Raw genomic sequence first — 26,555 nt, forward strand, 5'->3', positions numbered from 1 at the left:
CTGTATGATTCGCCGCCTTTGGTGCATTTCGTACTCAAAGCCTATCATCCACTACGCGTGGTGTCTGACAGAACAGGGTTGGATAGCGACGCGGCCTTAAGAAGAGGTTTTCCATGAAACAAGGTATTCACCCTAAATATGTAGAAATTACTGCAACTTGCTCATGCGGTAATGTTATCAAAACTCACTCAACTGTGGGTCACGATCTGAACCTGGACGTTTGTGGCGAATGTCACCCGTTCTACACTGGTAAGCAACGTGAAGTGGCTACCGGTGGCCGCGTTGACCGCTTCAACAAGCGTTTCAGCGTTCCAAGCAGCAAATAAGCTTCGCTTGAGAGCAAAAAAAGGCGCCTTTGGCGCCTTTTTTGTTGCCTGCCGTTTCACTTCCTGACAAACAATTTTTTTCTCACAAAGATACTGAAAAAACGCGCGACGGGGTCGCACGGTCTTTTCAGCATATCTCTGCGTTGCAGCGATCAGTATTCCCAGGTATCAGGATCCACACCCAATTCACGCATCAGGATCTTCGCCGCTTCCGGTATTTCGTCACTGCGTTCTTTACGCAGGTCTTCGTCATTCGGCAAAGGCTGGCCGGTGAAGGCATGCAGAAAAGCCTCACATAATAATTCACTGTTGGTCGCATGACGCAGGTTGTTCACCTGCCGACGGGTGCGTTCATCGGTGAGAATTTTGAGGACTTTCAGCGGAATGGATACCGTGATTTTCTTAACTTGTTCGCTTTTCTTACCGTGTTCAGCGTAAGGGCTGACATATTCGCCGTTCCACTCAGCCATGGGACACCTTAAATTTATCAAAAAATAAAATTCTGAAAACCGCGTGATTATGCCCGATTTTCCCTGTTCTCACTAAGTAAATGTCGGAATTTAACAGGGATATCTCACGTTTTCCCTGCGGCACTGTTCATTTTGCTACCTTGCGCTTAAATCTTCCGGCGCGACACATCTGCCTGACATCTTCATTAATGGCATAATTTTAGCGGGTATTGCGCTGTTGCTCAATCTATACGCAAAGAAGTTTAGATGTCCAGATGTATTGACGTCTATATCTCCGGCGGTTACTCTTTATATCCTCATCCTTCGCAATTCGTCAGGAATAAACGATTATGACGCACAAGCAAGCCACCATTGCCGTGGGCAGTGGCCTGAACAATGATCAGCAATATGGTTGTGTAGTTCCGCCAATCTACCTTTCCAGCACCTATAACTTTGAAGATTTCAACCAGCCAAGAGCGCATGACTATTCCCGTCGCGGCAACCCGTCACGCGATGTTGTCCAGCGGGCGCTGGCTGATCTGGAAGGCGGTGCCGGTGCGGTTCTGACCAGCAGTGGGATGTCTGCCATTCACCTGGTGTGTACGGTATTCCTGAAACCTGGCGATTTACTGATTGCGCCGCATGACTGCTACGGCGGTAGCTATCGTCTGTTCGACAGTCTGAGCAAACGTGGCGCGTATCGCGTACTGTTTGTGGATCAGGGTGATCCGCAGGCGCTGGCGGATGCGCTGAAAGAAAAACCGAAGCTGGTGCTGATTGAAACCCCGAGCAACCCTTTGCTGCGTGTGGTGGATATACAGGCGATTTGCGATGCCTCACGTGCCGCCGGTGCTCTGACGGTAGTGGACAATACCTTCCTCAGCCCGGCGTTGCAGAACCCGTTGCAGCTTGGTGCGGATTTAGTCGTCCATTCCTGTACTAAATATCTGAACGGGCATTCTGATGTGGTCGCCGGTACGGTAATATCTAAGACCGCAGAACACGCGACAGAGCTGGCATGGTGGGCGAACAACATTGGCGTGACCGCCGCAGCCTTTGACAGCTACCTGTTATTGCGGGGTTTGCGCACATTAACGGTTCGTGTGAAACAGCAACAGGAAAATGCCCTGGCGATTGTGGCTTATTTACAGAAACAATCGCAGGTTAAAAAGCTGTATCATCCGTCGCTGCCGGAAAACCAGGGACATGAAATTGCCCGCCGTCAGCAACGTGGCTTCGGTGCCATGATCAGTTTTGAATTTAACGGAGATGAAGCTCAGTTGCGCCATTTCCTGAAAGAATTGAAGTTATTTACCCTCGCAGAATCACTGGGGGGCGTCGAAAGCCTGATTTCTCATACCGCGACCATGACACACGCTGGCATGGCGCCGGAAGCGCGCAAAGCCGCCGGGATTTCTGACAGCTTGCTCCGTATTTCTGTAGGTCTTGAAGACAGCGAAGATTTGATTGCTGATCTGGAAAATGCATTCCAGTCAGTGGCAACGAGGTAAGTATGAATGCAATAGCGGTTGCAGCGCCGGCGGGAAGCCGTCAGTTGCACAAGTTTGGTGGTAGCAGTCTGGCCGACGTGAAATGTTATCTGCGCGTCGCCGGTATTATGGCCGAGTATGCGAAGCCGGGTGACATGATGGTGGTGTCGGCGGCTGGCAGTACAACTAACCAACTGATCAGCTGGCTGAAGCTCAGCCAGACAGACAGACTTTCCGCGCATCAGGTTCAGCAAGCTTTGCGCCGTTATCAGAGTGATTTGATAACCGGCCTGTTGCCGCCGGAAATGGCCGAACCGCTTATTGCTTCTTTTATTCATGATCTCGAACGTCTGGCTGTTTTGCTTGACGGCAAAATGACCGATGCAATTTATGCTGAAGTGGTAGGGCACGGCGAAGTCTGGTCCGCACGCCTGATGTCTGCGGTGTTATGCAAACTGGAATTACCGGCCGCCTGGCTGGATGCCCGTGAATTTCTGCGGGCTGAACGTGCTGCACAACCTCAGGTTGATGAAGGCCGTTCTTACCCGCTGCTGCAACAACTTCTCGCGCAGCACCCTCAGCAATATCTGGTGGTGACCGGTTTTATTGCCCGCAGCGACGCGGGTGAAACCGTGCTGCTTGGCCGTAACGGCAGTGACTATTCCGCCACCCAGATTGGTGCACTGGCGAATGCCAGCCGCGTGACCATCTGGAGTGACGTGGCCGGCGTCTACAGCGCTGACCCGCGTAAAGTAAAAGATGCCTGTCTGCTGCCCTTGTTGCGTCTCGATGAAGCCAGTGAACTGGCACGCCTGGCCGCACCGGTTCTTCACACCCGTACTCTTCAACCGGTTTCCGGTAGCGATATCGATTTACAGCTGCGTTGCAGTTATCAGCCGGAGCAAGGATCAACGCGTATCGAACGTGTACTGGCTTCCGGCACCGGTGCGAAAATTGTCACCAGTCACGATGATATTTGTCTGATCGAAATGGTCATTCCGTCAGGTCATGATTTCGGTCTGGCGCAAAAAGATGTCGAACTGCTGCTCAAACGGGCGCAGATCAAACCGCTGTGTACCGGCATTCATCCTGATCGTAATTTACTGCAACTGTGCTACACCTCTGAAGTGGCGGGCAGTGCGTTGCAGGTTCTCGAAGAGGCGGCCCTTCCGGCGCGTCTGACGCTGCGTGAAGGGCTGGCGCTGGTGGCGCTGGTCGGTGCGGGCGTATGCAAGAACCCGCTGCACAGTCACCGTTTCTATCAGGAGATGAAAGATCAGCCGGTGGAGTTTATCTGGCAGGCCGAAGACGGTATCAGTCTGGTTGCCGTGCTGCGTATCGGCCCGACCGCGCACCTGATTCAGGGGCTGCACAAAACGCTGTTCCGTGCTGAAAAGCAAATCGGTCTGATGCTGTTTGGTAAAGGCAATATCGGTTCACGCTGGCTGGAACTGTTCGCCCGTGAACAAAAGAATATTTCTGCCCGCAGCGGTTTTGAGTTTGTACTGGCGGGTGTGGTTGACAGCAAGCGTAGCCTGCTCAATTACGACGGGCTGGACGCCAGCCGTGCTTTGGCTTTCTTTGATGATGAAGCGCAGGCACACGATGAAGAATCGCTGTTCCTGTGGATGCGTGCGCATCCTTATGACGATTTAGTGGTTCTCGATGTCACCGCCAGCGCTGAACTGGCAGATCAGTATCTGGATTTTGCCAGTTACGGTTTCCATGTTATCAGCGCCAATAAACTGGCGGGGGCATCGGATACGAATAAATATCGTCAGATCCGCGACGCGTTTTCCAAAACTGGCAGCCACTGGTTGTATAACGCCACGGTAGGTGCCGGTTTGCCGGTCAACCATACGGTGCGCGATTTACGTGAAAGCGGTGACAGCATTCTGGCCATCAGCGGAATTTTCTCCGGTACCTTGTCATGGCTGTTCCTGCAATTCGATGGCACGCTGCCGTTCACCGAACTGGTGGATTTAGCCTGGCAACAGGGGTTAACGGAGCCTGATCCGCGCGATGATTTATCCGGTCAGGACGTCATGCGCAAGCTGGTTATCCTGGCGCGTGAGGCCGGGTATGATATTGAACCGACGCAGGTTCGTGTGGAATCGCTGGTGCCGGAAAGCTGTGTGACCGGATCGGTTGATCAGTTCTTCGAAGACGGTGAGGCGCTGAACCAGCAAATGCTGCAACGTCTGGAAGCGGCCCGCGAAATGGGTCTTGTGCTGCGCTATGTGGCGCGTTTCGATGCTAATGGCAAAGCGCGTGTGGGTGTTGAAGCCGTGCGCGACGACCATCCTCTGGCTGCGTTGCTGCCTTGCGATAACGTGTTTGCTATCGAAAGCCGCTGGTATCGTGATAATCCGCTGGTGATCCGCGGGCCGGGCGCAGGGCGTGACGTCACCGCAGGTGCGTTGCAGTCTGATCTTAACCGCTTGACGCAACTTCTGTAATTCCCTGCGCCTGTCCTTCTCATGGGAATGGGGGGCGAAGTGGTCTGCTAAACCCCCTCCCAGCCTCCCCCTTCGCAGGGGGAGGAGCTTAATTCCCCCCAGCAAAACGTCCTCAAAATGAAATTCTTTCAGAAAGCGTGAATATTAATCATCCCCTGGCCTCATTTTAACGTTGACACTTTGCCCGCTTTCCGTCATTTTCTATCTATACGTTTAGACGTCCAAACGTCCATTATAACGAACCATAATCAAAACGCAGTGATCCATGAGGTAGTGTTTATGAGCTTTTTCCACGCAAACCAGCGCGAAGCGCTGAACCAGAATCTGGCAGAGTTACAGGGTCAGATTAACGTTTCTTTCGAATTTTTCCCGCCACGCACCAGCGAGATGGAAGATACGTTGTGGAGTTCTATTGACCGCCTCAGCAGCCTTAAGCCTAAGTTTGTTTCTGTCACCTACGGGGCAAACTCCGGTGAACGCGACCGTACACACAGCATCATCAAAGGTATTAAAGAACGTACCGGTCTGGAAGCTGCACCGCATCTGACCTGTATTGATGCCAGCCGTGATGAACTACGTCAAATCGCACAGGATTACTGGGAAAGTGGCATCCGCCACATTGTAGCTCTGCGTGGTGATTTACCGGCAGGCGGCGGCAAGCCGGAAATGTATGCCACCGATCTGGTAAAGTTGCTGAAAGAAGTGGGCGACTTTGATATTTCCGTTGCGGCCTATCCGGAAGTGCATCCTGAAGCTAAAAGCGCACAGTCAGATCTGATTAACCTGAAACGCAAAATTGATGCCGGTGCGAACCGCGCTATCACGCAGTTTTTCTTCGATGTGGAAAGCTATCTGCGTTTCCGTGACCGCTGTGCCGGTCAGGGGATTGATGTGGAAATTGTGCCGGGTATTCTGCCGGTGTCCAACTTCAAACAGCTGACCCGCTTTGCGACGATGACCAATGTGCGTGTACCGCACTGGATGAACAGCCTGTTCGAAGGGCTGGATAACGACGCCGAAACCCGCAAAATGGTTGGCGCCAACATCGCGATGGACATGGTGAAAATCCTCAGCCGTGAAGGTGTAAAGGACTTCCATTTCTATACCCTGAACCGTGCAGAAATGAGTTACGCAATTTGCCACACACTGGGTGTGCGTCCGGAAATTGACGTGCCGGTTCGCGCCTAATATTTTGCCCTACGCTGAATACAAAAAACCCGCGAATTCGCGGGTTTTTCTTTAGATAGCTTCAGCAGACACTAGCCGGTATTACGCATACCCGCTGCCACGCCGGCAATCGTCACCATCAACGCCTGCTCTACATTTGCATCCTGCTTACCGTCTTTTTCCAGCTCGCGGGAACGGTGCAGCAATTCAGCCTGCAATACGTTCAGCGGGTCAGTGTAGACGTTACGCAGGGCGATAGATTCCGCAATCCACGGTAAATCTTCCATCAGGTGATCGTCGTTAGAAATCGCCAGGATCACTTTAATGTCGCTTGCCAGCTGATCGCGCAGTTGCTGACCGAGCGGCCACAGCTCTTTCTCTACCAGACGATGATCGTAGTATTCCGCCAGCCACAGGTCCGCTTTCGCAAATACCATTTCCAGCATGCCGATGCGGGTGGAGAAGAACGGCCAGTCGCGGCACATGGTTTCCAGCTCGTCACGTTTCCCGCCATCGACCACGGCCTGTAAACCGGCACCGGCGCCCAGCCAGGCTGGTAGCATCAGACGGTTTTGCGTCCAGGCGAAAATCCACGGGATGGCGCGAAGGCTTTCGACGCCACCACTGGCTTTACGTTTCGCCGGTCGTGAACCCAGCGGCAGTTTCGCCAGTTCCTGTTCCGGAGTTGCTGCACGGAAGTAAGGCACGAAGTCTTTATTCTCGCGGATATAACCCCGGTACATTTTGCAGGACACGTCAGACAGCTGTTCCATAATATCTACCCAGGCTTGCTTCGGCTCAGGCGGTGGCAACAGGTTGGCTTCCAGAATCGCAGACGTGTACAGCGCCAGGCTGCTGATAGTGACTTCCGGCAATCCGAATTTGAAGCGGATCATTTCGCCCTGTTCGGTCACACGCAGGCCGCCTTTCAGGCTGCCCGGAGGCTGAGATAACAACGCTGCCTGCGCCGGTGCACCGCCACGGCCGATAGAACCGCCGCGTCCGTGGAACAGTGTCAGGGCAATCCCGGCTTTCTCGCAGGTTTTGATCAGAGCATCCTGAGCACGGTATTGTGCCCATGATGCGGCCATCACGCCCGCGTCTTTTGCGGAGTCGGAATAGCCAATCATCACCATTTGTTTGCCCTGAATGAAACCGCGATACCAGTCAATGCTCAGCAACTGTTTCATGACATCGTCGGCATTGTTCAGGTCGTCGAGCGTTTCGAACAGCGGCGCGACAGGCATCGGGAACGGACAACCGGCTTCTTTGAGCAGCAGATGTACGGCCAGCACGTCAGACGGTGTACGCGCCATCGAAATGACATACGCTGCAATCGAGCCTTCCGGTGCCTCGGCAATCACCTGACAGGTATCGAGCACTTCTTTGGTGTCGGCACTCGGTTCCCAGTGACGTGGCACCAGCGGACGTTTTGAATTCAGTTCACGGATCAGGAAAGCCTGTTTATCGGATTCTGACCAGCTTTCATAATCGCCCAGACCGAGATAGCGGGTGATTTCAGCGATAGCATCGGTGTGGCGGGTACTTTCCTGACGCACGTCGATACGCACCAGAGGCACGCCGAAGCAGCGCACACGGCGCAGGGTATCCAGCAACTGGCCGTTGGCAATAATGCCCATATTGCAGGCTTGCAGCGACTGGTAACACGCGTATAGCGGTGCCCACAGCTGGTCATTTTTCACCAATAAATCATGAGGACGCGCAACGCGTTCGCCTTTCAGACGGGCTTCCAGATAAACCTGCGTATTGGTCAGCTGAGCACGCAGCTGTTTCATGATTTCACGGTAAGGTTCGATGATATCCGCCCCCCCCGCCAGCTCACGCAGTTCCGGCGTACATTCGGTCATCGACAATTCTGATACCAGCACCGCGATATCACGCAGGAACAGGTCAGTCGCTTTCCAGCGGCTCAGCAACAGCACGTGGCGGGTAATATCGGCCGTCACGTTCGGGTTACCGTCGCGGTCGCCGCCCATCCATGAAGTGAAGCGAACCGGCACGGCTTCCACGGGCATTTTATAATCCAGTGACGTTTCCAGTTGTTCGTTCAGTTCACGCAGGAAAGCGGGTACGCCTTCCCACAGGCTGTTTTCAACGACCGCAAAGCCCCATTTAGCTTCATCCACAGGAGAAGGCCGGTTTTTACGGATTTCATCGGTGTGCCATGACTGCGCGATCAACTGACGCAAACGACGCATGATTTGTTTGCGTTCGTAATCGGCCAGATCGTTATGGTCGAGCTGCTTGAGGCAGTTATTCACTTCGACCAGTTTGTGGATCAGTGTGCGGCGGGCAATTTCTGTCGGGTGCGCGGTCAGTACCAGTTCAATAGAAAGCTGGTCGACAGCATCACGCAGCTGTTGTTCTGAGAGATTTTTGGATTTCAGGCGATCGAACAATTGTGCCAGGGCTTCAGGATTACTGGCCGCTTCGCCATGTGGCGAAATGCTGTGATATTGTTCAGCCACGTTGGCTAAATTCAGAAACTGGCTAAAAGCACGGGCAACAGGCAGCAGCTCATCATTGGAGAGATTTTGCAACGTTGACAGTAATTCTTGTCGATCCGCGTCGTTTCCGGCACGGGAGGATTTCGACAGCTTACGGATTTTCTCAACACGATCCAGGATATGCTCTCCCAACGTATCTTTGATCGTGTCGCCTAGCAATTTACCTAAGGTACTGACATTACTTCGCATTGCGGAATATTGTTCGTTCATATTACCTCTGACCCGTTCTCTCGTTTAATTTTTATATTCTGTAAATAACTTTCACCCGTCAGGCATTCTTGCCCCGTTCACCCTGCCAACCTGGCCATACTTTTAAATGCAGCACTTGTTTTAACCCAAAAACCCCTCATCACTCACGTGAAAAATGGTCTTTTTGGCCATGTCGCTGAAATTTAATTACAACCGCGACGATATCAGTTTGGCTAATCCTGCTTTTGTTCAATAGCAACGTTGTACAGTATCAAAGGGCGCCCGTAAGCGCCCTGTTTGTTTCTTCATCAGTGCGTCATTCAGTATCAGTGATAGCAGAAATGATGAACGACCTGAGAAATCAGCTCGCGAGTCGGTTTAATGAACGCCATATCAATATATTCATCTGGCTGATGCGCCTGATCGATAGAACCCGGTCCGAGTACCAGTGTCGGACACAGTTCCTGAATAAACGGTGCCTCGGTGCAGTAGTTAACAATTTCTGTTTCCACACCCAGCAGTTTTTCGACTACCTGTACCAGCGGGTGATCCGGCGGACATTCATAACCCGGGATGGGCGGATGCAGTTCTTCAATCTCAATACGTCCCGGCCAGCGTTCACTGACCGGGGCCAGCGCTTCGTTCAGCAGACCGTCAATCTCAGTCAGCGTCAGACCCGGCAGCGGGCGGATATCCATATGCATTTCGCAGCACGCGCAAATGCGGTTTGGCGCATCGCCGCCGTTGATATAACCAAAGTTCATGGTCGGGTACGGGATCACGAAACCACTGTGGTTGTAACGGCTTTTCAGCGTATTGCGCAGCGTCATTAAATGGGTAATCGATTCGTGCATCAGTTCAATAGCGTTCACGCCGCGGGACGGATCACTGGAGTGGCCGGACTGACCGGTGATACGAATAGCATTTGACAGATGTCCCTTGTGTGCACGAACCGGCTTGAGCGAAGTAGGTTCACCGATGATGGCGCAGTCAGGGCGGATCTTTGCGTTTTTGGAAAAATAGCTGGCACCGGCCATCGTGGTTTCTTCATCCGCAGTCGCCAAAATATACAGCGGTTTAGTCAGTTTAGTCAGATCAACATCGCGCAGTGAATCGAGGATAAAGGCGAAGAAACCTTTCATGTCGGCAGTCCCTAAACCATAGAGCTTATTTTCATGCTCGGTCAGGGTGAAAGGATCACGTGTCCAGCGGCCATCATCGAACGGAACGGTATCGGTATGGCCTGCCAGCAGTAAACCACCCGCGCCTTCGCCAGTACTGGCTAACATGTTGAATTTATGGCGTGTTCCTGGAACGGGTTGCACTTCGACTTTGAAGCCTAAATCACCGAACCAGCCTGCCAGTAAATTGATTAACGTTTCATTGCTCTGGTCCAGTGCAGCATCTGTCGCGCTGATGGAAGGGGTGGCGATTAACGCCCGGTAGAGCTCAATAAAAGGAGGTAATTTCATCTTCACTGTTGACAGCCTTTAGTTAGGGTAGTATTCATATTCATGCAATAATTGTGAATAAAAATACAATAAGCCAGCGCGTAAGGAAACCGGAAAAAAATTCATCCGGCCCTACCCCAAAATTGAGAAGGTGAACAAGCCCTATGTTGAATACGCTGATTGTTGGTGCCACAGGTTATGCCGGAGCTGAACTCGCTGCTTACCTGAATCGCCATCCACAGATGAACATAACCGGTTTAACGGTTTCAGCGCAAAGTGCAGATGCAGGAAAATTACTTTCTGATTTGCATCCTCAATTAAAAGGCATCGTCGATTTGCCTGTTTTGCCTCTGACTGATGTGGCTGAAGCAGCGAAAGGTGTCGATGTTGTTTTTCTGGCGACAGCGCATGAAGTCAGCCACGATTTAGCACCACAGTTTCTGGCGGCTGGCTGCGTGGTGTTTGACCTGTCCGGTGCTTTCCGCGTCAGCAAACCTGAGTTTTACACTGAATTCTACGGCTTTGAGCATCAGCATCTCGAACTGCTCGATCAGGCTGTATACGGCCTGGCCGAATGGCAGGCTGACAAATTAAAAGACGCACAGCTGATTGCTGTTCCGGGCTGTTACCCGACCGCGTCACAGCTGGCGCTCAAACCCCTTATCGACAATGGTTTGCTTAATGACAGCCAGTGGCCGGTCATCAATGCCACCAGCGGTGTCAGCGGCGCTGGCCGTAAAGCGACACTCGGCAACAGTTTCTGCGAAGTCAGTCTTCAGCCTTACAAACTCTTCAGCCACCGTCATCAGCCAGAAATTGCCGAACATCTTGGCGTGCCGGTGATTTTCACGCCGCATTTGGGCAATTTTCCGCGCGGTATTCTGGCGACTATCACCTGCCGTGTGAACGCGGGTGTGACGGAGCAGGACGTGGCGGAAGCCTTCCATAATGCGTATCACGATAAACCGCTGGTACGTTTGTACACCAAAGGCGTCCCGGCGCTGAAAGATGTGGTCGGTCTGCCATTCTGCGATATCGGTTTTGCGGTGAAAGGTGAACATCTGATTGTGGTAGCGACGGAAGATAACGTGCTCAAAGGCGCGTCTGCTCAGGCAGTTCAGTGCATGAATATCCGTTTCGGCTTCCCGGAAACACAATCATTGCTTTAACCAGCCGTCAGATTGACTGTAAACAGAAAACAACCGCCCCTGAGCGTTTATTCAGACGCGCAGGGGTGTTAGATTAAATTAAACGTATTGTTATTAATTAACATTCTCAACCGGTCGGGGCGCGAACAGCTATGAATCCGTTAGTCATCAAGTTAGGTGGTGTGTTGCTGGACAATGAAGAAGCACTTGAGCGCCTGTTCATGGCAATAGTGGCTTATCGCCAGGAATATCACCGCCCGCTGGTTATTGTTCATGGTGGTGGCTGCCTGGTTGACGAGCTGATGAAAAAGCTGAATCTGCCTGTCGTGAAAAAAGCCGGTCTGCGCGTGACACCGGCTGATCAGATTGACATTATCACGGGTGCACTCGCCGGCAGCGCGAACAAAACTCTGTTGGCGTGGGCGGTCAAAAATCACATCAACGCGGTTGGCCTGTCTCTGGCTGACGGCGGCACCGTCAGCGTTACGCAACTGGATGCATCACTGGGCTTCGTCGGTAAAGCCGAAGCGGGTGATCCGGCGCTGATTAACACATTGCATGGCGCAGGCTACCTGCCGATTGTCAGTTCTATTGGCATCACCGCAACCGGTGAGCTGATGAATGTTAACGCCGATCAGGCAGCAACTGCACTGGCGGCCACGCTGGGCGCGGATCTGATCCTGCTGTCTGATGTCAGCGGAATTCTTGATGGCAAAGGCCAGCGTATTCCGGAAATGAGTGCAGAGAAAGCCGAACAGCTTATCGGGCAGGGTATTATCACCGATGGCATGATCGTCAAAGTTAACGCTGCGCTGGACGCTGCACGTTCTCTCGGACGTCCTGTGGATATCGCCAGCTGGCGTCACGCTGAGCAATTACCCGCACTGTTTAATGGCGTTGCGATCGGAACACGCATTCTGGGGTAATTCACCTCCCGGCAGGTTTAAATCTGACGCGCATTCGGTACACACTTTTGTCAGGGCGCAGCCATATTGCGCCCTTTTGCATAAAAAATTTCAGGAGCAGGAAAATGGCACTTTGGGGCGGACGTTTTACTCAGGCAGCAGATCAGCGGTTTAAAGAACTGAATGACTCACTGCGTTTCGATTACCGACTGGCGGAGCAGGATATTGTGGGCTCGGTAGCCTGGTCCAAAGCGCTGGTGACTGTGAATGTATTAACCGCTGACGAACAGCTTCAGCTGGAAGACGCATTGACTGTGTTGCTGGAAGAAGTCCGTGCCAATCCCCGCGCTATTTTAGCCAGTGATGCCGAAGATATTCATAGTTGGGTTGAAGGCAAACTGATCGACAAAGTTGGCAATCTCGGTAAGAAATTGCACACCGGCCGCAGCCGTAACGATCAGGTCGCGACTGACATCAAACTGTGGTGTAAAACACAGGTGGTTGAACTGCGTGAGGCGCTGCATCATTTGCAGCAGGCGCTGGTCGCCACGGCCGAAGCCAATCAGGACGCCGTGATGCCGGGTTACACCCATCTGCAACGCGCCCAGCCGGTGACGTTTGCGCACTGGTGCATGGCGTATGTTGAAATGCTGGCGCGTGACGAAAGCCGCCTGAAAGACACGCTGGCTCGTCTGGACGTCAGTCCGCTGGGCTGTGGCGCACTGGCCGGTACTGCCTATCCGATGGATCGCGAACAACTGGCTGGCTGGTTAGGTTTCGCTTCTGCGACACGTAACAGCCTCGACAGTGTTTCTGATCGTGACCATGTTCTGGAGCTGCTTTCCAACGCGGCCATCAGCATGGTTCACCTTTCACGTTTTGCAGAAGACCTGATTTTCTTCAATACCGGTGAAGCGGCGTTTATCGATTTGTCCGATCGTGTCACCTCCGGCTCTTCCCTGATGCCACAGAAGAAGAATCCGGATGCACTGGAGCTGATCCGTGGTAAGTGCGGTCGTGTGCAGGGCGCGCTTACCGGTATGATGATGACGATGAAGGGTCTTCCGCTGGCGTACAACAAAGACATGCAGGAAGATAAAGAAGGGCTGTTCGACGCACTCGATACCTGGATGGATTGTCTGAACATGGCATCGCTGGTGCTGGATGGTATTCAGGTAAAACGCCCAAGGGCAAAAGAAGCCGCGCAACAGGGCTATGCTAACTCCACCGAACTGGCAGATTATCTGGTTGCCAAGGGTGTTCCGTTCCGTGAGGCGCACCATATTGTGGGTGAAGCGGTAGTGGAAGCGATTAATCAGGGCAAAGCGCTGGAAGAATTACCGCTGGCAGATTTGCAGAAATTCAGCAGCGTGATTGGCGACGATGTTTACGCCATTCTCGAACTGCAATCTTGTCTCGACAAACGAGCCGCTAAAGGCGGTGTTTCTCCGCAGCAGGTTGCACAGGCGATTGCTGATGCGAAGGCGCGTTTAGCGTAAATAAAAAAGGCGGATCATAGATCCGCCGAAAATTCACGTAGTCTTACTTTGCTTTTTTGTCGGTAATGCAGGGATTTCTTGCCTTACTGCTTACAGCAGATCCTTATTGACGCTTACTGTGCCACTTCGCACACGTCTTGTATTTCTGAATGGAGGTAAACCTCCAGATCGTCACTTCCCCCGATGTGGCGTCCACCGATAAAGACTTGCGGCACTGTTGCCCGGCCCGTCACGGCGCGCAGGCTGACGGTGGTCGCGTCTTTACCTAATACAATTTCTTCATACTGAATGCCGCGTTCCTGCAACATTTGTTTGGCTTTCGCACAGAACGGACAGCCCGGTTTGGTGAATACGGACACGGATTCCTGCACTTTAAATTCTGGTGCCAGATACTTGAGCATGGTGTCAGCATCAGACACTTCAAACGGGTCGCCTGGCTTATTTGGCTCAACGAACATTTTCTCGACGACACCGTTGCGTACCAGCATGGAATAACGCCATGAACGCGGGCCGAAGCCTAAATCCGCTTTCTCTACCAGCATGTCCATCCCTTTGGTGAATTCACCGTTACCGTCCGGGATGAAAGTGATGTTGGAGGCGTTCTGTTCGGCTTTCCAGGCGTTCATCACGAAGGTGTCATTCACGGAAACGCACAGGATGCTGTCGACGCCGTGGTTTTTAAACACCGGAGCCAGTTCGTTGTAACGTGGCAGGTGACTCGAAGAACAGGTCGGGGTGAATGCACCCGGCAATGAAAATACGATCACTGTTTTATTTTTAAACAGATTGTCGCTGGAGAGATCTACCCATTGATCGCCCTGTCGGGTGTGAAAAGTAATGTGCGGTACGTGTCTACCTTCCTGGCTTGCAAACATGAATAACCTCTTAATTAATCAATAAAATAGAAAGTTTTTTCGGCATTTCTGCCTTGTTGGAAAGCATTATTCACGATAGTAGTTGATAGATATAATCGTTGATTGCTATCTTATCTATCGTTAACGACTATCGCATTGCCTTTTAGGGACTGGAGGAAAAATGAACATTCGTGATCTAGAGTATCTGGTGGCACTGGCTGAGTTTCGTCATTTTCGACGCGCAGCAGATTCATGCCATGTCAGCCAGCCGACATTAAGTGGTCAGATACGTAAACTGGAAGATGAACTTGGCGTTATGTTGCTTGAAAGAACCAGCCGCAAAGTGCTGTTTACGCAAGCCGGTTTGTTGCTGGTGGATCAGGCGCGCACGGTGTTGCGTGAAGTGAAAGTTCTGAAAGAGATGGCGAGTCAACAAGGCGAAGCGATGTCCGGCCCGATGCATATCGGCCTGATCCCGACAGTCGGGCCTTATCTGCTGCCTCAGATTATCCCCTCGTTGCATAAAACCTTCCCGAAACTGGAAATGTATCTGCATGAGGCGCAAACCCATCAGTTACTGTCTCAGCTTGACAGCGGAAAACTCGACTGTGCGATTCTGGCGCTGGTAAAAGAGAGCGAAGCGTTTATTGAAGTGCCGTTGTTTGATGAGCCGATGAGGCTGGCGATCTACGATGATCATCCGTGGGCATCGCGCGATCGTGTGGCGATGGCCGATCTGGCGGGTGAAAAATTACTGATGCTGGAAGACGGGCATTGCCTGCGTGATCAGGCACTCGGTTTCTGCTTCCAGGCGGGGGCGGATGAAGATACCCATTTCCGGGCAACCAGTCTGGAAACGCTGCGTAATATGGTGGCGGCGGGCAGCGGGATTACCTTGCTGCCATCCCTGGCTGTGCCCAATGAGCGCAGCCGTGACGGAGTGACGTATCTGACGTGTGACAAACCGGAACCGCGACGCACAATCGCGCTGGTATATCGTCCCGGTTCGCCACTGCGCGGGCGTTACGAGCAACTTGCGGAAGCCATCAAAGAGCACATGCAGCCTTACATGGACCGAACTGCAGTGTTAAAAAAGGCGGTTTAATCCGTTCAGTGCCGCAACGCGATAGGCTTCTGCCATGGTCGGATAGTTGAAGGTGGTATTAACGAAATACTCGATAGTATTACCTTCACCTTTCTGTTCCATAATCGCCTGGCCGATGTGAATAATCTCGGCCGCACGTTCACCAAAGCAGTGAATCCCCAGAATTTCTTTAGTATCCCGGTGGAACAGGAGCTTCAGGCTGCCCACGTTCATACCCGCAATTTGTGCGCGTGCCAGATGTTTAAACTGTGCGCGGCCCACTTCGTATGGCACTTTCATCGCCGTCAGTTCCTGCTCGGTTTTACCCACGGAACTGATTTCAGGGATGGTATAAATACCGGTCGGAATGTTTTCGATAAGGTGGACTTTCGCTTCGCCCTGAATCATGGCCTGCGCGGCAATCCGGCCCTGATCATAAGCCGCTGATGCCAGACTTGGATAGCCAATGACGTCACCTACCGCATAAATATGTGACAGCGCAGTCTGATACATGCTGTTCACTTTCAGCAGCCCGCGGCTGTCAGCTTCCAGACCAATATTCTCCAGACCCAGTTTATCGGTGTTACCCGTGCGTCCGTTGGCATACAGCAGCGCATCAGCCTTCACTTTTTTACCGGATTTGAGGTGCATGATCACACCGTCTTCCACGCCTTCGATCATCTCGAACTCTTCGTTGTGGCGGATGACCACACCGTTATTCCAGAAGTGATAGGACAGCGCATCTGACATTTCCTGATCGAGGAAAGACAGCAGGCGGTCACGGGTATTGATTAAGTCTACTTTGACGTTCAGACCGCGGAAGATTGACGCATATTCGCAGCCGATCACCCCCGCGCCGTAAATAATCACGTGGCGTGGCTCATGGCTCAGTTCGAGGATCAAATCGCTGTCGTAAATGCGCGGATGACCAAAATCGACATTGGCAGGCCGGTACGGGCGCGAGCCGCAGGCAATCACAATGTTATCTGCGGTAATCACTTCGTGTGTGTTATCGGCGTAGCGGATACTGATGGTATTGGCATCCACAAAACTGGCATCACCCGAGAACAGCTGGCATTGGTTTCTCTCATAGAAACCCTGGCGCATACGTGTTTGCTGATTAATCACTGAATCGGCGTGACGCAGGATGTCCGGGAAAGTGGAGCTCATTGTGCGGGAGTTATCGCTGTAGAGCGGGTTTTGGTTAAATTCGATGATTCTGCTGACGGCGTGGCGCAATGCTTTGGAAGGGATGGTTCCCCAGTGAGTACATCCGCCACCGACATTGTTATAGCGTTCGATGACAGCAACCCGGGCGCCTTGTTTAACCAGTCCCATGGCAGCGCCTTCTCCGCCAGGACCTGAGCCAATGATGATGGCATCAAAATGTGAGTGCTGTGGCATAGTTCGAAACCTATTTTTATACAAAATCACAACGAGAAAGTAACATATTACACCTATTTACCCCACATGCAGTTGTCATTTAATGGTAATGCAGCAACATTCTGACCCACTTTATGCTGTTGTATCTTTGGCTCCGACCGCTAAAAATTTTGATATAGTGAAGCGATATCAGGCGAATAATCAAAAAGAAGAATACTATCCGGATGAAGGTTATGGGCGTAAGAGCACAACAAAAAGAGCGCACGCGTCGTTCACTGATTGAGGCGGCTTTCAGCCAGCTCAGTGCCGAGCGCAGCTTTGCGAGTCTGAGTCTGCGTGAGGTTTCCCGCGAGGCAGGCATCGCGCCAACCTCCTTTTACCGGCATTTTCGCGATATGGATGAACTGGGCCTGACAATGGTTGATGAAAGCGGGCTGATGCTGCGTCAGCTGATGCGCCAGGCACGCCAGCGCATTGCGAAAGGTGGCAGCGTGATCCGCACCTCAGTCTCCACATTTATGGAATTCATCGGTAACAATCCCAACGCATTTCGTCTGTTGTTGCGTGAACGCTCCGGTACGTCATCGGCGTTTCGTGCCGCCGTCGCCCGCGAAATTCAGCATTTTATTGCGGAACTTGCCGATTATCTGCAACTCGAAAACCATATGCCGCGCAGTTTTACCGAAGCGCAGGCTGAGGCGATGGTTATCATCGTTTTTAACGCCGGTGCGGAAGCGCTGGATGTGGATATTGCACAGCGCCGCCAGCTGGAAGAGCGGCTGGTATTGCAGCTGCGGATGATTTCCAAAGGCGCATATTACTGGTATCGCCGTCAGCAGGAACGGACGGCCGTGACTCCCCCTCAATAATATGACCAGAGGTAAAGAAAATGACCGAACAACCGAACCAGGATAATGGCACTCTGGTTTTGGCTTTGATTGCCGGGCTGTCGATTAATGGCACTTTCGATGCGTTATTCAGTTCTGTCGTAACGTTTTCGATCTTCCCGATCATTTCTCTGGTGTTAGCGGTGTATTGCCTGCACGTTCGTTACCACCGCAGTGAAATGCCGAAAGGGTTACCGGTTTTAGCCGCGGCTTGCTTTCTGCTGGGGCTGTTGCTGTACAGCACCATTGTGCGCGCGGAATACCCTGAACTGGGCTCGAACTTCGTGCCGTCGGTGATTTGTGTGGCGCTGATCTTCTGGATAGGTCTGAAGCTTAAAAAACGTAAGTCTTCCTCGCAGTAGTCCCTTTCTGATAACCCAACGAGGCAATCTGCGGATTGCCTTTTATTATTTCCCGCCAGTTAATGAACTGTCATTTCATTAATATCAAACCGATGTTCAATATTTAGAGATTGATCGCCCACTTCTTCATTTTTTTGCCATAAAGTTCGTTTGAGTGGCAAAAACCAAAAGGTTTTCATTCCTGCTCCCCGTTAATTTGAATCATGGCCGGACGAAATATTTTCGTTCGCATTCCGCCTACGCCTATAGGTGATTTAACAGAGGCAACACGGCAATGAAAACACGTAAAATCGGATTCTTTAATTACATCGCCTATGGGTCAGGCGATTTTCTGGGGGCGGGGACGACAGCCCTGACCGCAGCGTGGCTGCTCTATTTTTACACCACGTTCTGCGGGCTCTCGCCCATCGAAGCGACATTTATTTTTGCCACCGCACGCGTCGCTGATGCCGTACTGAGTCCGCTGATGGGGTATCTCACCGATAACTTCGGCAATACCTGGCTCGGTAAGCGATTCGGTCGCCGCAAATTCTTCATCCTGTTAGGCATTCCCTGCGTGTTCAGCTACAGCTTTATGTGGGTGGGCGATATGGGATATGCCTATTATCTGCTGACCTATCTGCTGTTTGATATTGTTTACACGATGATTCTGGTGCCGTATGAAACATTGGTGCCGGAAATGACCGATGATTTCAAACAGAAAACTAAATTCTCCGGCGCCCGTATTGCTTTGGCACAGTTGTCAGCGATTCTGGCGGCCTTCCTGCCGGGTATTCTGTTGCAGCATTTTGGTAAAGATAACGCCATCTCCTTCTTCTATTCGAGCCTGGTCTTTGCCGTAATCTGCGCATTCGTTCTGACGCTGGTGTATTTCTTTACCTGGGAAAGACCGGAAGAGCTCAAATCTGAAGCCACGAAGAAAATTGAGCGCGAACGTCAGCAACTGACCCTGGCGCAAAGCCTGAAACGCCTGAAAGTCGAATTATCCTCGACGCTGCGCATCAAAATTTTCCGTCAGCATCTGGGGTTATATCTGGGCGGGTATATCGCGCAGGACGTGTTTAACGCCGTGTTCACCTATTACGTGGTGTTCGTGCTGATGCAAAGTGCTGCCACGGCCTCCAACCTTATGGGCATGATGGCCATCCTGCAATTTGTGGCGGTGATCGGCATGATCCCACTGTGTATCCGCTTTGGCCCTGCGCCTTCTTATCGTCTGGCTGTTTCTCTGTTCGGGCTGGCCGCTATCTCTTACGGCTTACTCTATTACGCAGGCATGAATGACTCGATGTCATTATTGTTGTTAATTTCCGCGCTGGCCGGTCTGGGCCGTGGGGGGATCAACTACGTGCCGTGGAACATTTACACCTATATCGCTGACGTTGATGAAACTATCACCGGCCAGCGCCGCGAAGGGATTTTCGCCGGCGTGATGACACTGACCCGTAAGGCGTCACAGGCCGGTGCGGTGATGCTGGTGGGTATTATCTTACAACTGGCCGGGTTTGTTTCCGGACAAAGCCAGCAGGTTCCGGCAGTCGGTCATACTATCCTTGGCGTGTTGGTGGTGGGTTCCCTGCTGATGCTCAGTATCGGTTTCACCATCTCTCTGTTCTTCCGTCTTAACCAGAAAACACACGGCGTGCTGACCCGCGAAACGCAGAAAATGCGTGATGCTAACCGTATCGTGCCGGAGCAAATTACGCCGGAAGACCGCGCTACGGTCGAAATGCTGACGGGGATGAAATATGAATCGCTGTGGGGTAATAACAACATCGGTTATCTGCATCGCAATAACCCGCCCCCTGAAAAGCTTACCCGTGAAAATACTGCCGAAATGCCGGTCCAGGGACGTTTATAAATTTTGAGTTCACAGGAGAACACCATGAAAGTTTTTGAAGTTAAACACAGTGCTTTGCTGCGACAGCCGGAACATTTCATTTCCCGCGGGGAACTGAAATCGCTGATCCACAACGTGACCAACAATCTGGTGAATATCGAAGATAAAACCGGTGAGTTCCTGCTGCGGTTGGACGATGGCCGCGTGATTGATACCAAAGGCTGGGCGGGCTGGGAATGGACGCACGGCATCGGGCTTTATGGAATTTATCAGTATTATCAACAGACCGGCGACGAAAAAATGCGTGCGGTGATAGATGACTGGTTTACTGCGCGTCTGGCGGAAGGTACACCGACCAAGAACGTTAATACCATGAGCCCGTTCCTGACGCTGGCGTATCGCTACGAGGAAACCGGTAATGCGGCATGGCGTCCTTATCTGGAGCGCTGGGCTGAATGGGTAATGTACGAAATGCCGCGCACAGACAAAGGTGCGATGCAGCACATTGTTTATAATAACGAAAATCATCAGCAAATGTGGGACGACACGCTGATGATGAGCGTGCTGCCGCTGGCGAAAATCGGTACATTGCTGGGTCGCCCGGAGTTTGTCGAAGAAGCGACGTATCAGTTCCTGATGCACGTGCAATATCTCATGGATCGCGAGACTGGTCTGTGGTTCCACGGCTGGACATTTGACGGCCATCATAACTTTGCTCAGGCCCGCTGGGCGCGCGGTAACAGCTGGCTGACGATTGCTATCCCGGAATTTCTTGAACTGGTGGATTTGCCGGAAAACAACGCCACCCGCCGCTATTTATTGCAGGTGCTGGAAAGTCAGGTCAGTGCGCTGGCAAAATGTCAGGACGATAGCGGTTTGTGGCATACGCTGCTTGATGACCCGCAGTCTTATCTTGAAAGCTCAGCGACTGCCGGTTTCGCCTACGGCATTCTGAAAGCCGTGCGTAAACGTTATATTGACGCGTCATATGCGCCGGTAGCGGAAAAAGCCATTCAGGGTGTAATTAAGCACATCAATCCCGCAGGGGAACTGACGCAAACGTCATTCGGTACGGCGATGGGTAACGATCTCGATTTTTACCGTGAAATCGCGCTGACCTCAATGCCTTACGGGCAGGCGATGGCTATCCTGTGTCTGTCAGAATATATGCGTGTTTATTTATAATATTGTGGATAACGGAATGATATAAAAACGGGCACTCAGAAGGTGCCCGTTTTTGTTTTTCCATTCGCTGTCAGAATTTTTCCAGCAGCACACCCGATTCCATATGGTGGGTGTACGGGAACTGATCAAACAACGCCAGACGCGTGACGCGGTGCGTTTTGCTCAGGGTTTCCAGATTTGCACACAGTGTTTCCGGATTGCAGGAGATATAAAGAATACGTTCGTAGCCCGCGACCATTTTCACGGTTTCGTCATCCAGTCCGCTGCGTGGCGGATCGACAAAAATCGTGTTGCATTCATATCCGCTTAAATCCACCTCCTGCAGACGACGGAATTCGCGCACCCCATTGAGCGCCTGGGTAAAATCTTCAGCCGCCATGCGGATAATTTGCACATTATCAATCTGGTTAGCTGCAATGTTGAATTGTGCCGCAGCCACGGAAGGCTTGGCGATTTCTGTTGCCAGCACCCGGCGGAAGTTACGCGCCAGAGCCAGCGAGAAGTTGCCGTTACCGCAGTAAAGCTCAAGCAAATCGCCGGTCGAGTTTTCCGTGGCCTTCAGCGCCCATTCCAGCATCTGAATATTCATCTCAGCGTTTGGCTGGGTGAAACTGTTTTCCACCTGACGATAAATCATATCGCGGCCAGCCACCGGAAGGACCTCGTCGACATAATCCTGGTCGAGCATGATTTTGGTTTTGGCGGCACGGCCAATCAGATGGATATCAAATCCCTCGGCGCGCAGGTGGTCGCGCAGAGTACTGGCAGCCTGCTGCCATTCGTCATCAAGCTTACGGTGGTAAAGCAGCGAGGCGATGATTTTGCCGCTGCGGGTCGATAAATAGTCGATCTGAAAAATCTTGCGGCGCAATGCCGGATCCTGCCTGATGGCCGCGATAAGCACTGGCATCAGACGGTTAATCAATTCGCTGGCGATCGGGAACTGATCCACACGCACGCGGGCTTTGGTCTGCTGATCGAACATGATGTGGTACAAATCGCCTTCATCATGCCAGACGCGGAACTCGGCGCGCATACGGTAATGGCTGACAGGAGAACGGAAAACGTCAGGCTGCGGCGCATTAAAAGGCGACATCATCGCCGTGAGACGTGCGGTCTTTTCCGCCAGCTGGTCGTCGTAGTGTTCAATGGGCAGGTTTTCAGGCGTCATCGGTTATCTCGTCTAACAGGAAGTAAATGGGCAAACTTTGCGGGGGATTGTAGGGAAAGTCTCCCCTATGTCTACCTTTGTTGTATTTATATCAGGAAAGTTCATCCGACATTACGGATGTCTGGATTTCCAAATGGGTTGATCGTAGGATTGCGTTTCGGCCTCATTGACTGAGTTAAAAGGGAATCCGGTGTGAATCCGGAACTGGCGCGCAGCGGTATGGGGAAATCACGGCGATAGCATTCTTTATTATGCAGACACTGTTTCTTTTTTCTCTTTCCCTTTTTATATAAAGGCAAGAGGGAAGAGGAAATGGGAAGTCATCGCCCGGTGCGGATATTTTAATTGATTACGATGTAATTAATTAGCCTGCAAATCCTAAGTCCGAAGACCTGCCGATGTTACGTCGCATTAATCATCGTCGTCGCGAAATACCGTCGGTGATCCTCTGCGGCATCCGCCAATTAAGTTTGGATGCTCGATTTATGACAATTAAAAAGCATGTGCTGCTGACGGCATTATCCGTCACGGCTTTTTCAGGGTGGGCGCAGGACAACACTTCCACAAACAGCAGCGATGACATGGTCGTTACTGCCAACCGTTTTCCACAACCTGTTTCTTCTGTATTAGCGCCGACGGATATCGTCACGCGTGAAGATATTGACAGATGGCAGTCCAAATCCGTAGCTGATGTATTGCGTCGTTTACCAGGCGTGGATATTGCTCAGAACGGCGGAATGGGCCAGCAGACTTCATTATTCGTTCGCGGAACGAATGCCAGTCACACATTAGTGCTGATGGATGGCGTGCGTCTTAACCAGGCGGGTATTTCCGGCGCGGTGGATATCAGTCAGATCCCTATTTCTCTTGTTCAGCGTATTGAGTTTATTCGTGGCCCACGCTCCGCAGTTTATGGTTCCGATGCCATTGGTGGCGTGGTTAACATCATTACCACGCGCGATAAATTAGGCACGACTTTGACAGCCGGTATCGGATCAAATGGCTATCAGACTTATGATGGCTCAACGCAGCAGAAACTCGGTGAGAATACGGTTCTGACGCTGGCGGGGAACTATACCTATACAAAAGGGACCGATGTGGTGGCGAATCTGCCGGATACTTACGGTGATCCGCGTCAGCCCGATCGTGATGGCTTCATGAGTAAGACACTCTGGGCAGGTCTTGAGCATCAGTTCAATGATCAGTTCAGCGGTTTTGCCCGCGCATACGGTTTTGATAACCGCACGGCCTATGACGGAACATACAGTTACGCAGACCCGGCACACAGTGATGCGTTGCCTGACACGCGCCAGTTATACAGCCGGACTTACGATACCGGGTTGCGCTTCCAGCAAGGGATCTATTCGACGCAAATCAGCGGAAGCTACAGCAATACTAAAGACTATAATTATGACCCGAAATACGGTCCGTATTCCGCTTCTGCAACGCTGGACGATTCGGATCAATACAACCTGCAATGGGGGAATACTTTCCAGGTAGGGCAGGGGACCCTCAGCGCTGGCGCTGACTGGCAGAAACTCAGCACTCAGCCAGGCACCAATTATATTACCGATGGCTACACCCAACGAAACACGGGTGTATACGCGACAGCTCAGCAAAAAGTGAGCGATTTCACTTTTGAAGGCGCAGTGCGTAATGACGATAACTCACAGTTTGGTTCACATGGTACCTGGCAAAGTAGTGCTGCCTGGGAGTTTATTGACGGCTATCGTTTGATTGCGTCTTACGGGACAGCCTTTAAAGCGCCTAATCTGGGGCAGCTATATGGCAGTTTTGGCGGTAATGCCGATCTTAAGCCTGAAGAAAGTAAAGAATGGGAAGGTGGGCTGGAAGGCCTGACCGGGCCATTAAACTGGCGTTTGTCCGCTTATCGTAATGACATCGATCAGATGATCAGTTACGACAATCAGCAATCCGGTTATTACAATGTCGATAAGGCAACAATCAAGGGGGTTGAATGGACCGGATCTTTCGATACTGGCCCGTTGAGGCATCAGGTCACACTGGAATATTTAGATCCCCGCAATGCTGAAACCAACGAGATTTTATTACGCCGCGCTAAACAGCAGGCGAAATATCAGCTCGACTGGACAGTCGCTGATTTTGACTGGTCGCTCAATTATCAGTATTTGGGTGAACGATACGATAAGAATTACAACACCAGTGAAAATGTACGTCTGGGAGGCGTGAGTCTTTGGGATCTTGCGGTGTCATATCCGGTAACGTCACATCTCACGGTTCGTGGTAGAATTGCCAACCTCTTTGATAAAGATTACGAGACGGTTTATGGCTACGAAACACCAGGACGTGAGTACAACCTTACTGGAAGCTATACCTTCTGATACAACCCAAGTGCCTGATCGCCCGACAGTGCTGGTTTTCGATTCCGGCGTCGGCGGGTTATCGGTTTATGATGAGGTCCGGCAAATGTTGCCGGACCTGCACTATATATATGCCTTCGATAATGTGGCGTTCCCCTACGGGGAGAAATCCGAAGCGTTTATCGTTGAGCGTGTGGTTGAAATTGTCAGCGCTGTCGCAAAACGTCATCCCCTCTCTGTTATTGTCATCGCCTGTAATACCGCGAGTACCGTTTCCCTTCCTGCATTACGCGCTAAATTCAGTTGCCCTGTTGTCGGGGTTGTCCCCGCCATCAAACCTGCGGCTAAATTAACCCGTAATGGCGTGGTCGGATTGCTGGCGACTCGTGCGACAGTTCAGCGTCCTTATACTCATGACCTGGTTGCTCGCTTTGCGACGGATTGTCAGATTCTGATGCTGGGTTCTGCGGAACTGGTGGAACTGGCAGAAGCGAAGCTGCATGGCGAAGAGGTTTCGTTAGTCGCAATAAAGAAAATCCTGCATCCGTGGCTGCGTTTACGTGAACCGCCCGACACGGTGGTGTTAGGTTGCACCCATTTCCCGTTGCTTTCGCAGGAGCTGTCACAGGTTTTGCCCGATGGCACGCGTATGATCGACTCGGGTTCTGCGATTGCGAGGCGCGCACATTGGCTAATTGAGACTTCTCATGTGCCGGTCCCGGTAAAAAAAGCCGATGTGGAAATCGAGTGTGTCGCTTATTGCATGGCGATGACTGCAGAAGCGCAAAGTTTGCTGCCTGTTTTACAAGCATATGGCTTCAGAAGTATCCAGGAATTGCCGCTTTAAACGGCATTTGATGAAAGATTCAGCGGTCAGTAAATTATTTGTATTTTAGGGGTTGCGGGCTTCTGAGAACTCCCTATAATGCGCCTCCACTGACCGGGAACAACGACTGACAAGTCGCCTGGCCAGGAAGAGAAAAAGAAGAATGTTCGAATGAATAATCTCTTGACTCTTCAGCGGGAAAACGTAATATACGCCTCCCGCGCCGCATAAGATTCCTTGCGAACCGCGGCATGCTCTTTAACAATTTATCAGACAATCTGTGTGGGCACTCACAAGACGATATCAGCCACTTCGGTGGCAAAAAATATCAAGTCTTAGAGTGACCAAGCAGTAATTCATTTAGTGAATTATTACGAAGTAATCTCTGAGCACCGCTTAACGTGTTTAAGCAAATCGAACTTTTAATTGAAGAGTTTGATCATGGCTCAGATTGAACGCTGGCGGCAGGCCTAACACATGCAAGTCGAGCGGCAGCGGGAAGTAGCTTGCTACTTTGCCGGCGAGCGGCGGACGGGTGAGTAATGTCTGGGAAACTGCCTGATGGAGGGGGATAACTACTGGAAACGGTAGCTAATACCGCATGACCTCGAAAGAGCAAAGTGGGGGATCTTCGGACCTCACGCCATCGGATGTGCCCAGATGGGATTAGCTAGTAGGTGAGGTAATGGCTCACCTAGGCGACGATCCCTAGCTGGTCTGAGAGGATGACCAGCCACACTGGAACTGAGACACGGTCCAGACTCCTACGGGAGGCAGCAGTGGGGAATATTGCACAATGGGCGCAAGCCTGATGCAGCCATGCCGCGTGTGTGAAGAAGGCCTTAGGGTTGTAAAGCACTTTCAGCGAGGAGGAAGGCATCACACTTAATACGTGTGGTGATTGACGTTACTCGCAGAAGAAGCACCGGCTAACTCCGTGCCAGCAGCCGCGGTAATACGGAGGGTGCAAGCGTTAATCGGAATTACTGGGCGTAAAGCGCACGCAGGCG

Annotated in this window: 20 protein-coding genes, 1 rRNA gene and 1 riboswitch; of the genes, 15 read left to right on the plus strand and 6 right to left on the minus strand. The window is 51.7% G+C overall.

Annotation, left to right across the window (positions count from 1 at the left end; translation table 11 throughout):
* The first annotated feature begins 113 nt into the window (after positions 1-113).
* A complete protein-coding gene (rpmE, locus tag J1785_RS24075) occupies positions 114-326 on the plus strand; it encodes a 50S ribosomal protein L31 (RefSeq protein ID WP_129955316.1) in 213 nt (70 codons plus the stop codon).
* Positions 327-478: 152 nt separating this feature from the next.
* Here rpmE and metJ read toward each other — a convergent pair whose 3' ends face one another.
* Positions 479-796: a met regulon transcriptional regulator MetJ gene (gene metJ, locus J1785_RS24080; protein WP_004392248.1), complete on the minus strand. Its 318-nt coding sequence runs from the start codon at positions 794-796 to the stop codon at positions 479-481.
* 329 nt (positions 797-1,125) lie between these two features.
* On the opposite strand from metJ, the gene metB reads away from it, so the two are divergent.
* From metB to metF, 3 genes are all read left to right on the plus strand, one after another.
* A complete protein-coding gene (gene metB / locus J1785_RS24085; RefSeq protein ID WP_129955318.1) occupies positions 1,126-2,286 on the plus strand; it encodes a cystathionine gamma-synthase in 1,161 nt (386 codons plus the stop codon).
* 2 nt (positions 2,287-2,288) lie between these two features.
* On the plus strand, positions 2,289-4,724 hold the full coding sequence (locus J1785_RS24090) for a bifunctional aspartate kinase/homoserine dehydrogenase II (RefSeq protein WP_129992181.1): 2,436 nt from the start codon (positions 2,289-2,291) through the stop codon (positions 4,722-4,724).
* A 279-nt stretch (positions 4,725-5,003) separates the two neighbouring features.
* Positions 5,004-5,912 (plus strand): methylenetetrahydrofolate reductase, encoded by a 909-nt coding sequence (metF, locus tag J1785_RS24095; RefSeq protein ID WP_129955321.1) that lies wholly within the window; start codon positions 5,004-5,006, stop codon positions 5,910-5,912.
* Positions 5,913-5,983: 71 nt separating this feature from the next.
* Here metF and ppc read toward each other — a convergent pair whose 3' ends face one another.
* The gene (gene ppc, locus J1785_RS24100; RefSeq protein WP_129955323.1) at positions 5,984-8,629 is read right to left on the minus strand and encodes a phosphoenolpyruvate carboxylase; all 2,646 of its coding nucleotides are present in this window, start codon (positions 8,627-8,629) and stop codon (positions 5,984-5,986) included.
* Between the two features lie 305 nt (positions 8,630-8,934).
* Entirely contained in the window at positions 8,935-10,086 is a 1,152-nt protein-coding gene (argE, locus tag J1785_RS24105) for an acetylornithine deacetylase (protein WP_129992180.1), read from the minus strand.
* 137 nt (positions 10,087-10,223) lie between these two features.
* On the opposite strand from argE, the gene argC reads away from it, so the two are divergent.
* The 3 genes from argC to argH all read left to right on the plus strand — a co-directional run bounded on the left by argC (position 10,224) and on the right by argH (position 13,611).
* Positions 10,224-11,228, plus strand: a complete 1,005-nt coding sequence (gene argC, locus J1785_RS24110; RefSeq protein ID WP_217220935.1) for an N-acetyl-gamma-glutamyl-phosphate reductase — start codon at positions 10,224-10,226, stop codon at positions 11,226-11,228.
* Positions 11,229-11,359: 131 nt separating this feature from the next.
* A complete protein-coding gene (gene argB / locus J1785_RS24115; protein WP_129955328.1) occupies positions 11,360-12,133 on the plus strand; it encodes an acetylglutamate kinase in 774 nt (257 codons plus the stop codon).
* Between the two features lie 104 nt (positions 12,134-12,237).
* Positions 12,238-13,611: an argininosuccinate lyase gene (gene argH / locus J1785_RS24120; protein ID WP_129955330.1), complete on the plus strand. Its 1,374-nt coding sequence runs from the start codon at positions 12,238-12,240 to the stop codon at positions 13,609-13,611.
* 113 nt (positions 13,612-13,724) lie between these two features.
* On the opposite strand, the gene J1785_RS24125 is transcribed toward argH, so the two are convergent.
* Positions 13,725-14,486, minus strand: coding sequence for a glutathione peroxidase (locus J1785_RS24125; RefSeq protein WP_217220936.1), 762 nt, complete (start codon positions 14,484-14,486; stop codon positions 13,725-13,727).
* Between the two features lie 160 nt (positions 14,487-14,646).
* On the opposite strand from J1785_RS24125, the gene oxyR reads away from it, so the two are divergent.
* Positions 14,647-15,570, plus strand: a complete 924-nt coding sequence (gene oxyR, locus J1785_RS24130) for a DNA-binding transcriptional regulator OxyR (protein WP_129955334.1) — start codon at positions 14,647-14,649, stop codon at positions 15,568-15,570.
* On the opposite strand, the gene sthA is transcribed toward oxyR, so the two are convergent.
* Positions 15,553-16,953, minus strand: coding sequence for a Si-specific NAD(P)(+) transhydrogenase (gene sthA, locus J1785_RS24135; protein ID WP_015699169.1), 1,401 nt, complete (start codon positions 16,951-16,953; stop codon positions 15,553-15,555). The two genes, oxyR and sthA, sit on opposite strands and share 18 nt — an antisense overlap.
* A gap of 212 nt (positions 16,954-17,165) precedes the next feature.
* Between sthA and fabR the strand changes: the two genes are divergently transcribed.
* The 4 genes from fabR (at position 17,166) to bglB (ending at position 21,206) form a co-directional block, all read left to right on the plus strand.
* Positions 17,166-17,801, plus strand: coding sequence for an HTH-type transcriptional repressor FabR (fabR, locus tag J1785_RS24140; protein ID WP_217220937.1), 636 nt, complete (start codon positions 17,166-17,168; stop codon positions 17,799-17,801).
* A 20-nt stretch (positions 17,802-17,821) separates the two neighbouring features.
* Complete coding sequence (locus J1785_RS24145; RefSeq protein WP_129955338.1) at positions 17,822-18,181, plus strand: YijD family membrane protein; 360 nt, start codon at positions 17,822-17,824, stop codon at positions 18,179-18,181.
* A gap of 274 nt (positions 18,182-18,455) precedes the next feature.
* Positions 18,456-20,042, plus strand: a complete 1,587-nt coding sequence (locus tag J1785_RS24150; RefSeq protein ID WP_129955340.1) for an MFS transporter — start codon at positions 18,456-18,458, stop codon at positions 20,040-20,042.
* 24 nt (positions 20,043-20,066) lie between these two features.
* Positions 20,067-21,206, plus strand: coding sequence for a beta-galactosidase BglB (gene bglB, locus J1785_RS24155; protein ID WP_129955342.1), 1,140 nt, complete (start codon positions 20,067-20,069; stop codon positions 21,204-21,206).
* Positions 21,207-21,276: 70 nt separating this feature from the next.
* Here the strand turns inward: bglB and trmA are convergent, their stop codons facing one another.
* On the minus strand, positions 21,277-22,377 hold the full coding sequence (gene trmA, locus J1785_RS24160) for a tRNA (uridine(54)-C5)-methyltransferase TrmA (RefSeq protein WP_217220938.1): 1,101 nt from the start codon (positions 22,375-22,377) through the stop codon (positions 21,277-21,279).
* Positions 22,378-22,518: 141 nt separating this feature from the next.
* Positions 22,519-22,791: riboswitch (cobalamin riboswitch) on the plus strand.
* 71 nt (positions 22,792-22,862) lie between these two features.
* Between trmA and btuB the strand changes: the two genes are divergently transcribed.
* The 3 genes from btuB to J1785_RS24175 form a co-directional block, all read left to right on the plus strand.
* A complete protein-coding gene (btuB, locus tag J1785_RS24165) occupies positions 22,863-24,740 on the plus strand; it encodes a TonB-dependent vitamin B12 receptor BtuB (RefSeq protein ID WP_129992178.1) in 1,878 nt (625 codons plus the stop codon).
* Entirely contained in the window at positions 24,685-25,566 is an 882-nt protein-coding gene (gene murI / locus J1785_RS24170; RefSeq protein ID WP_129955347.1) for a glutamate racemase, read from the plus strand. Before btuB ends, murI begins: the two co-directional genes overlap by 56 nt.
* Positions 25,567-25,968: 402 nt before the next feature.
* Positions 25,969-26,555 (plus strand): 16S ribosomal RNA (locus tag J1785_RS24175); the annotation flags it as partial.

Source organism: Rahnella perminowiae (genome assembly GCF_019049755.1).
GTDB classification, from domain to species: domain Bacteria; phylum Pseudomonadota; class Gammaproteobacteria; order Enterobacterales; family Enterobacteriaceae; genus Rahnella; species Rahnella perminowiae.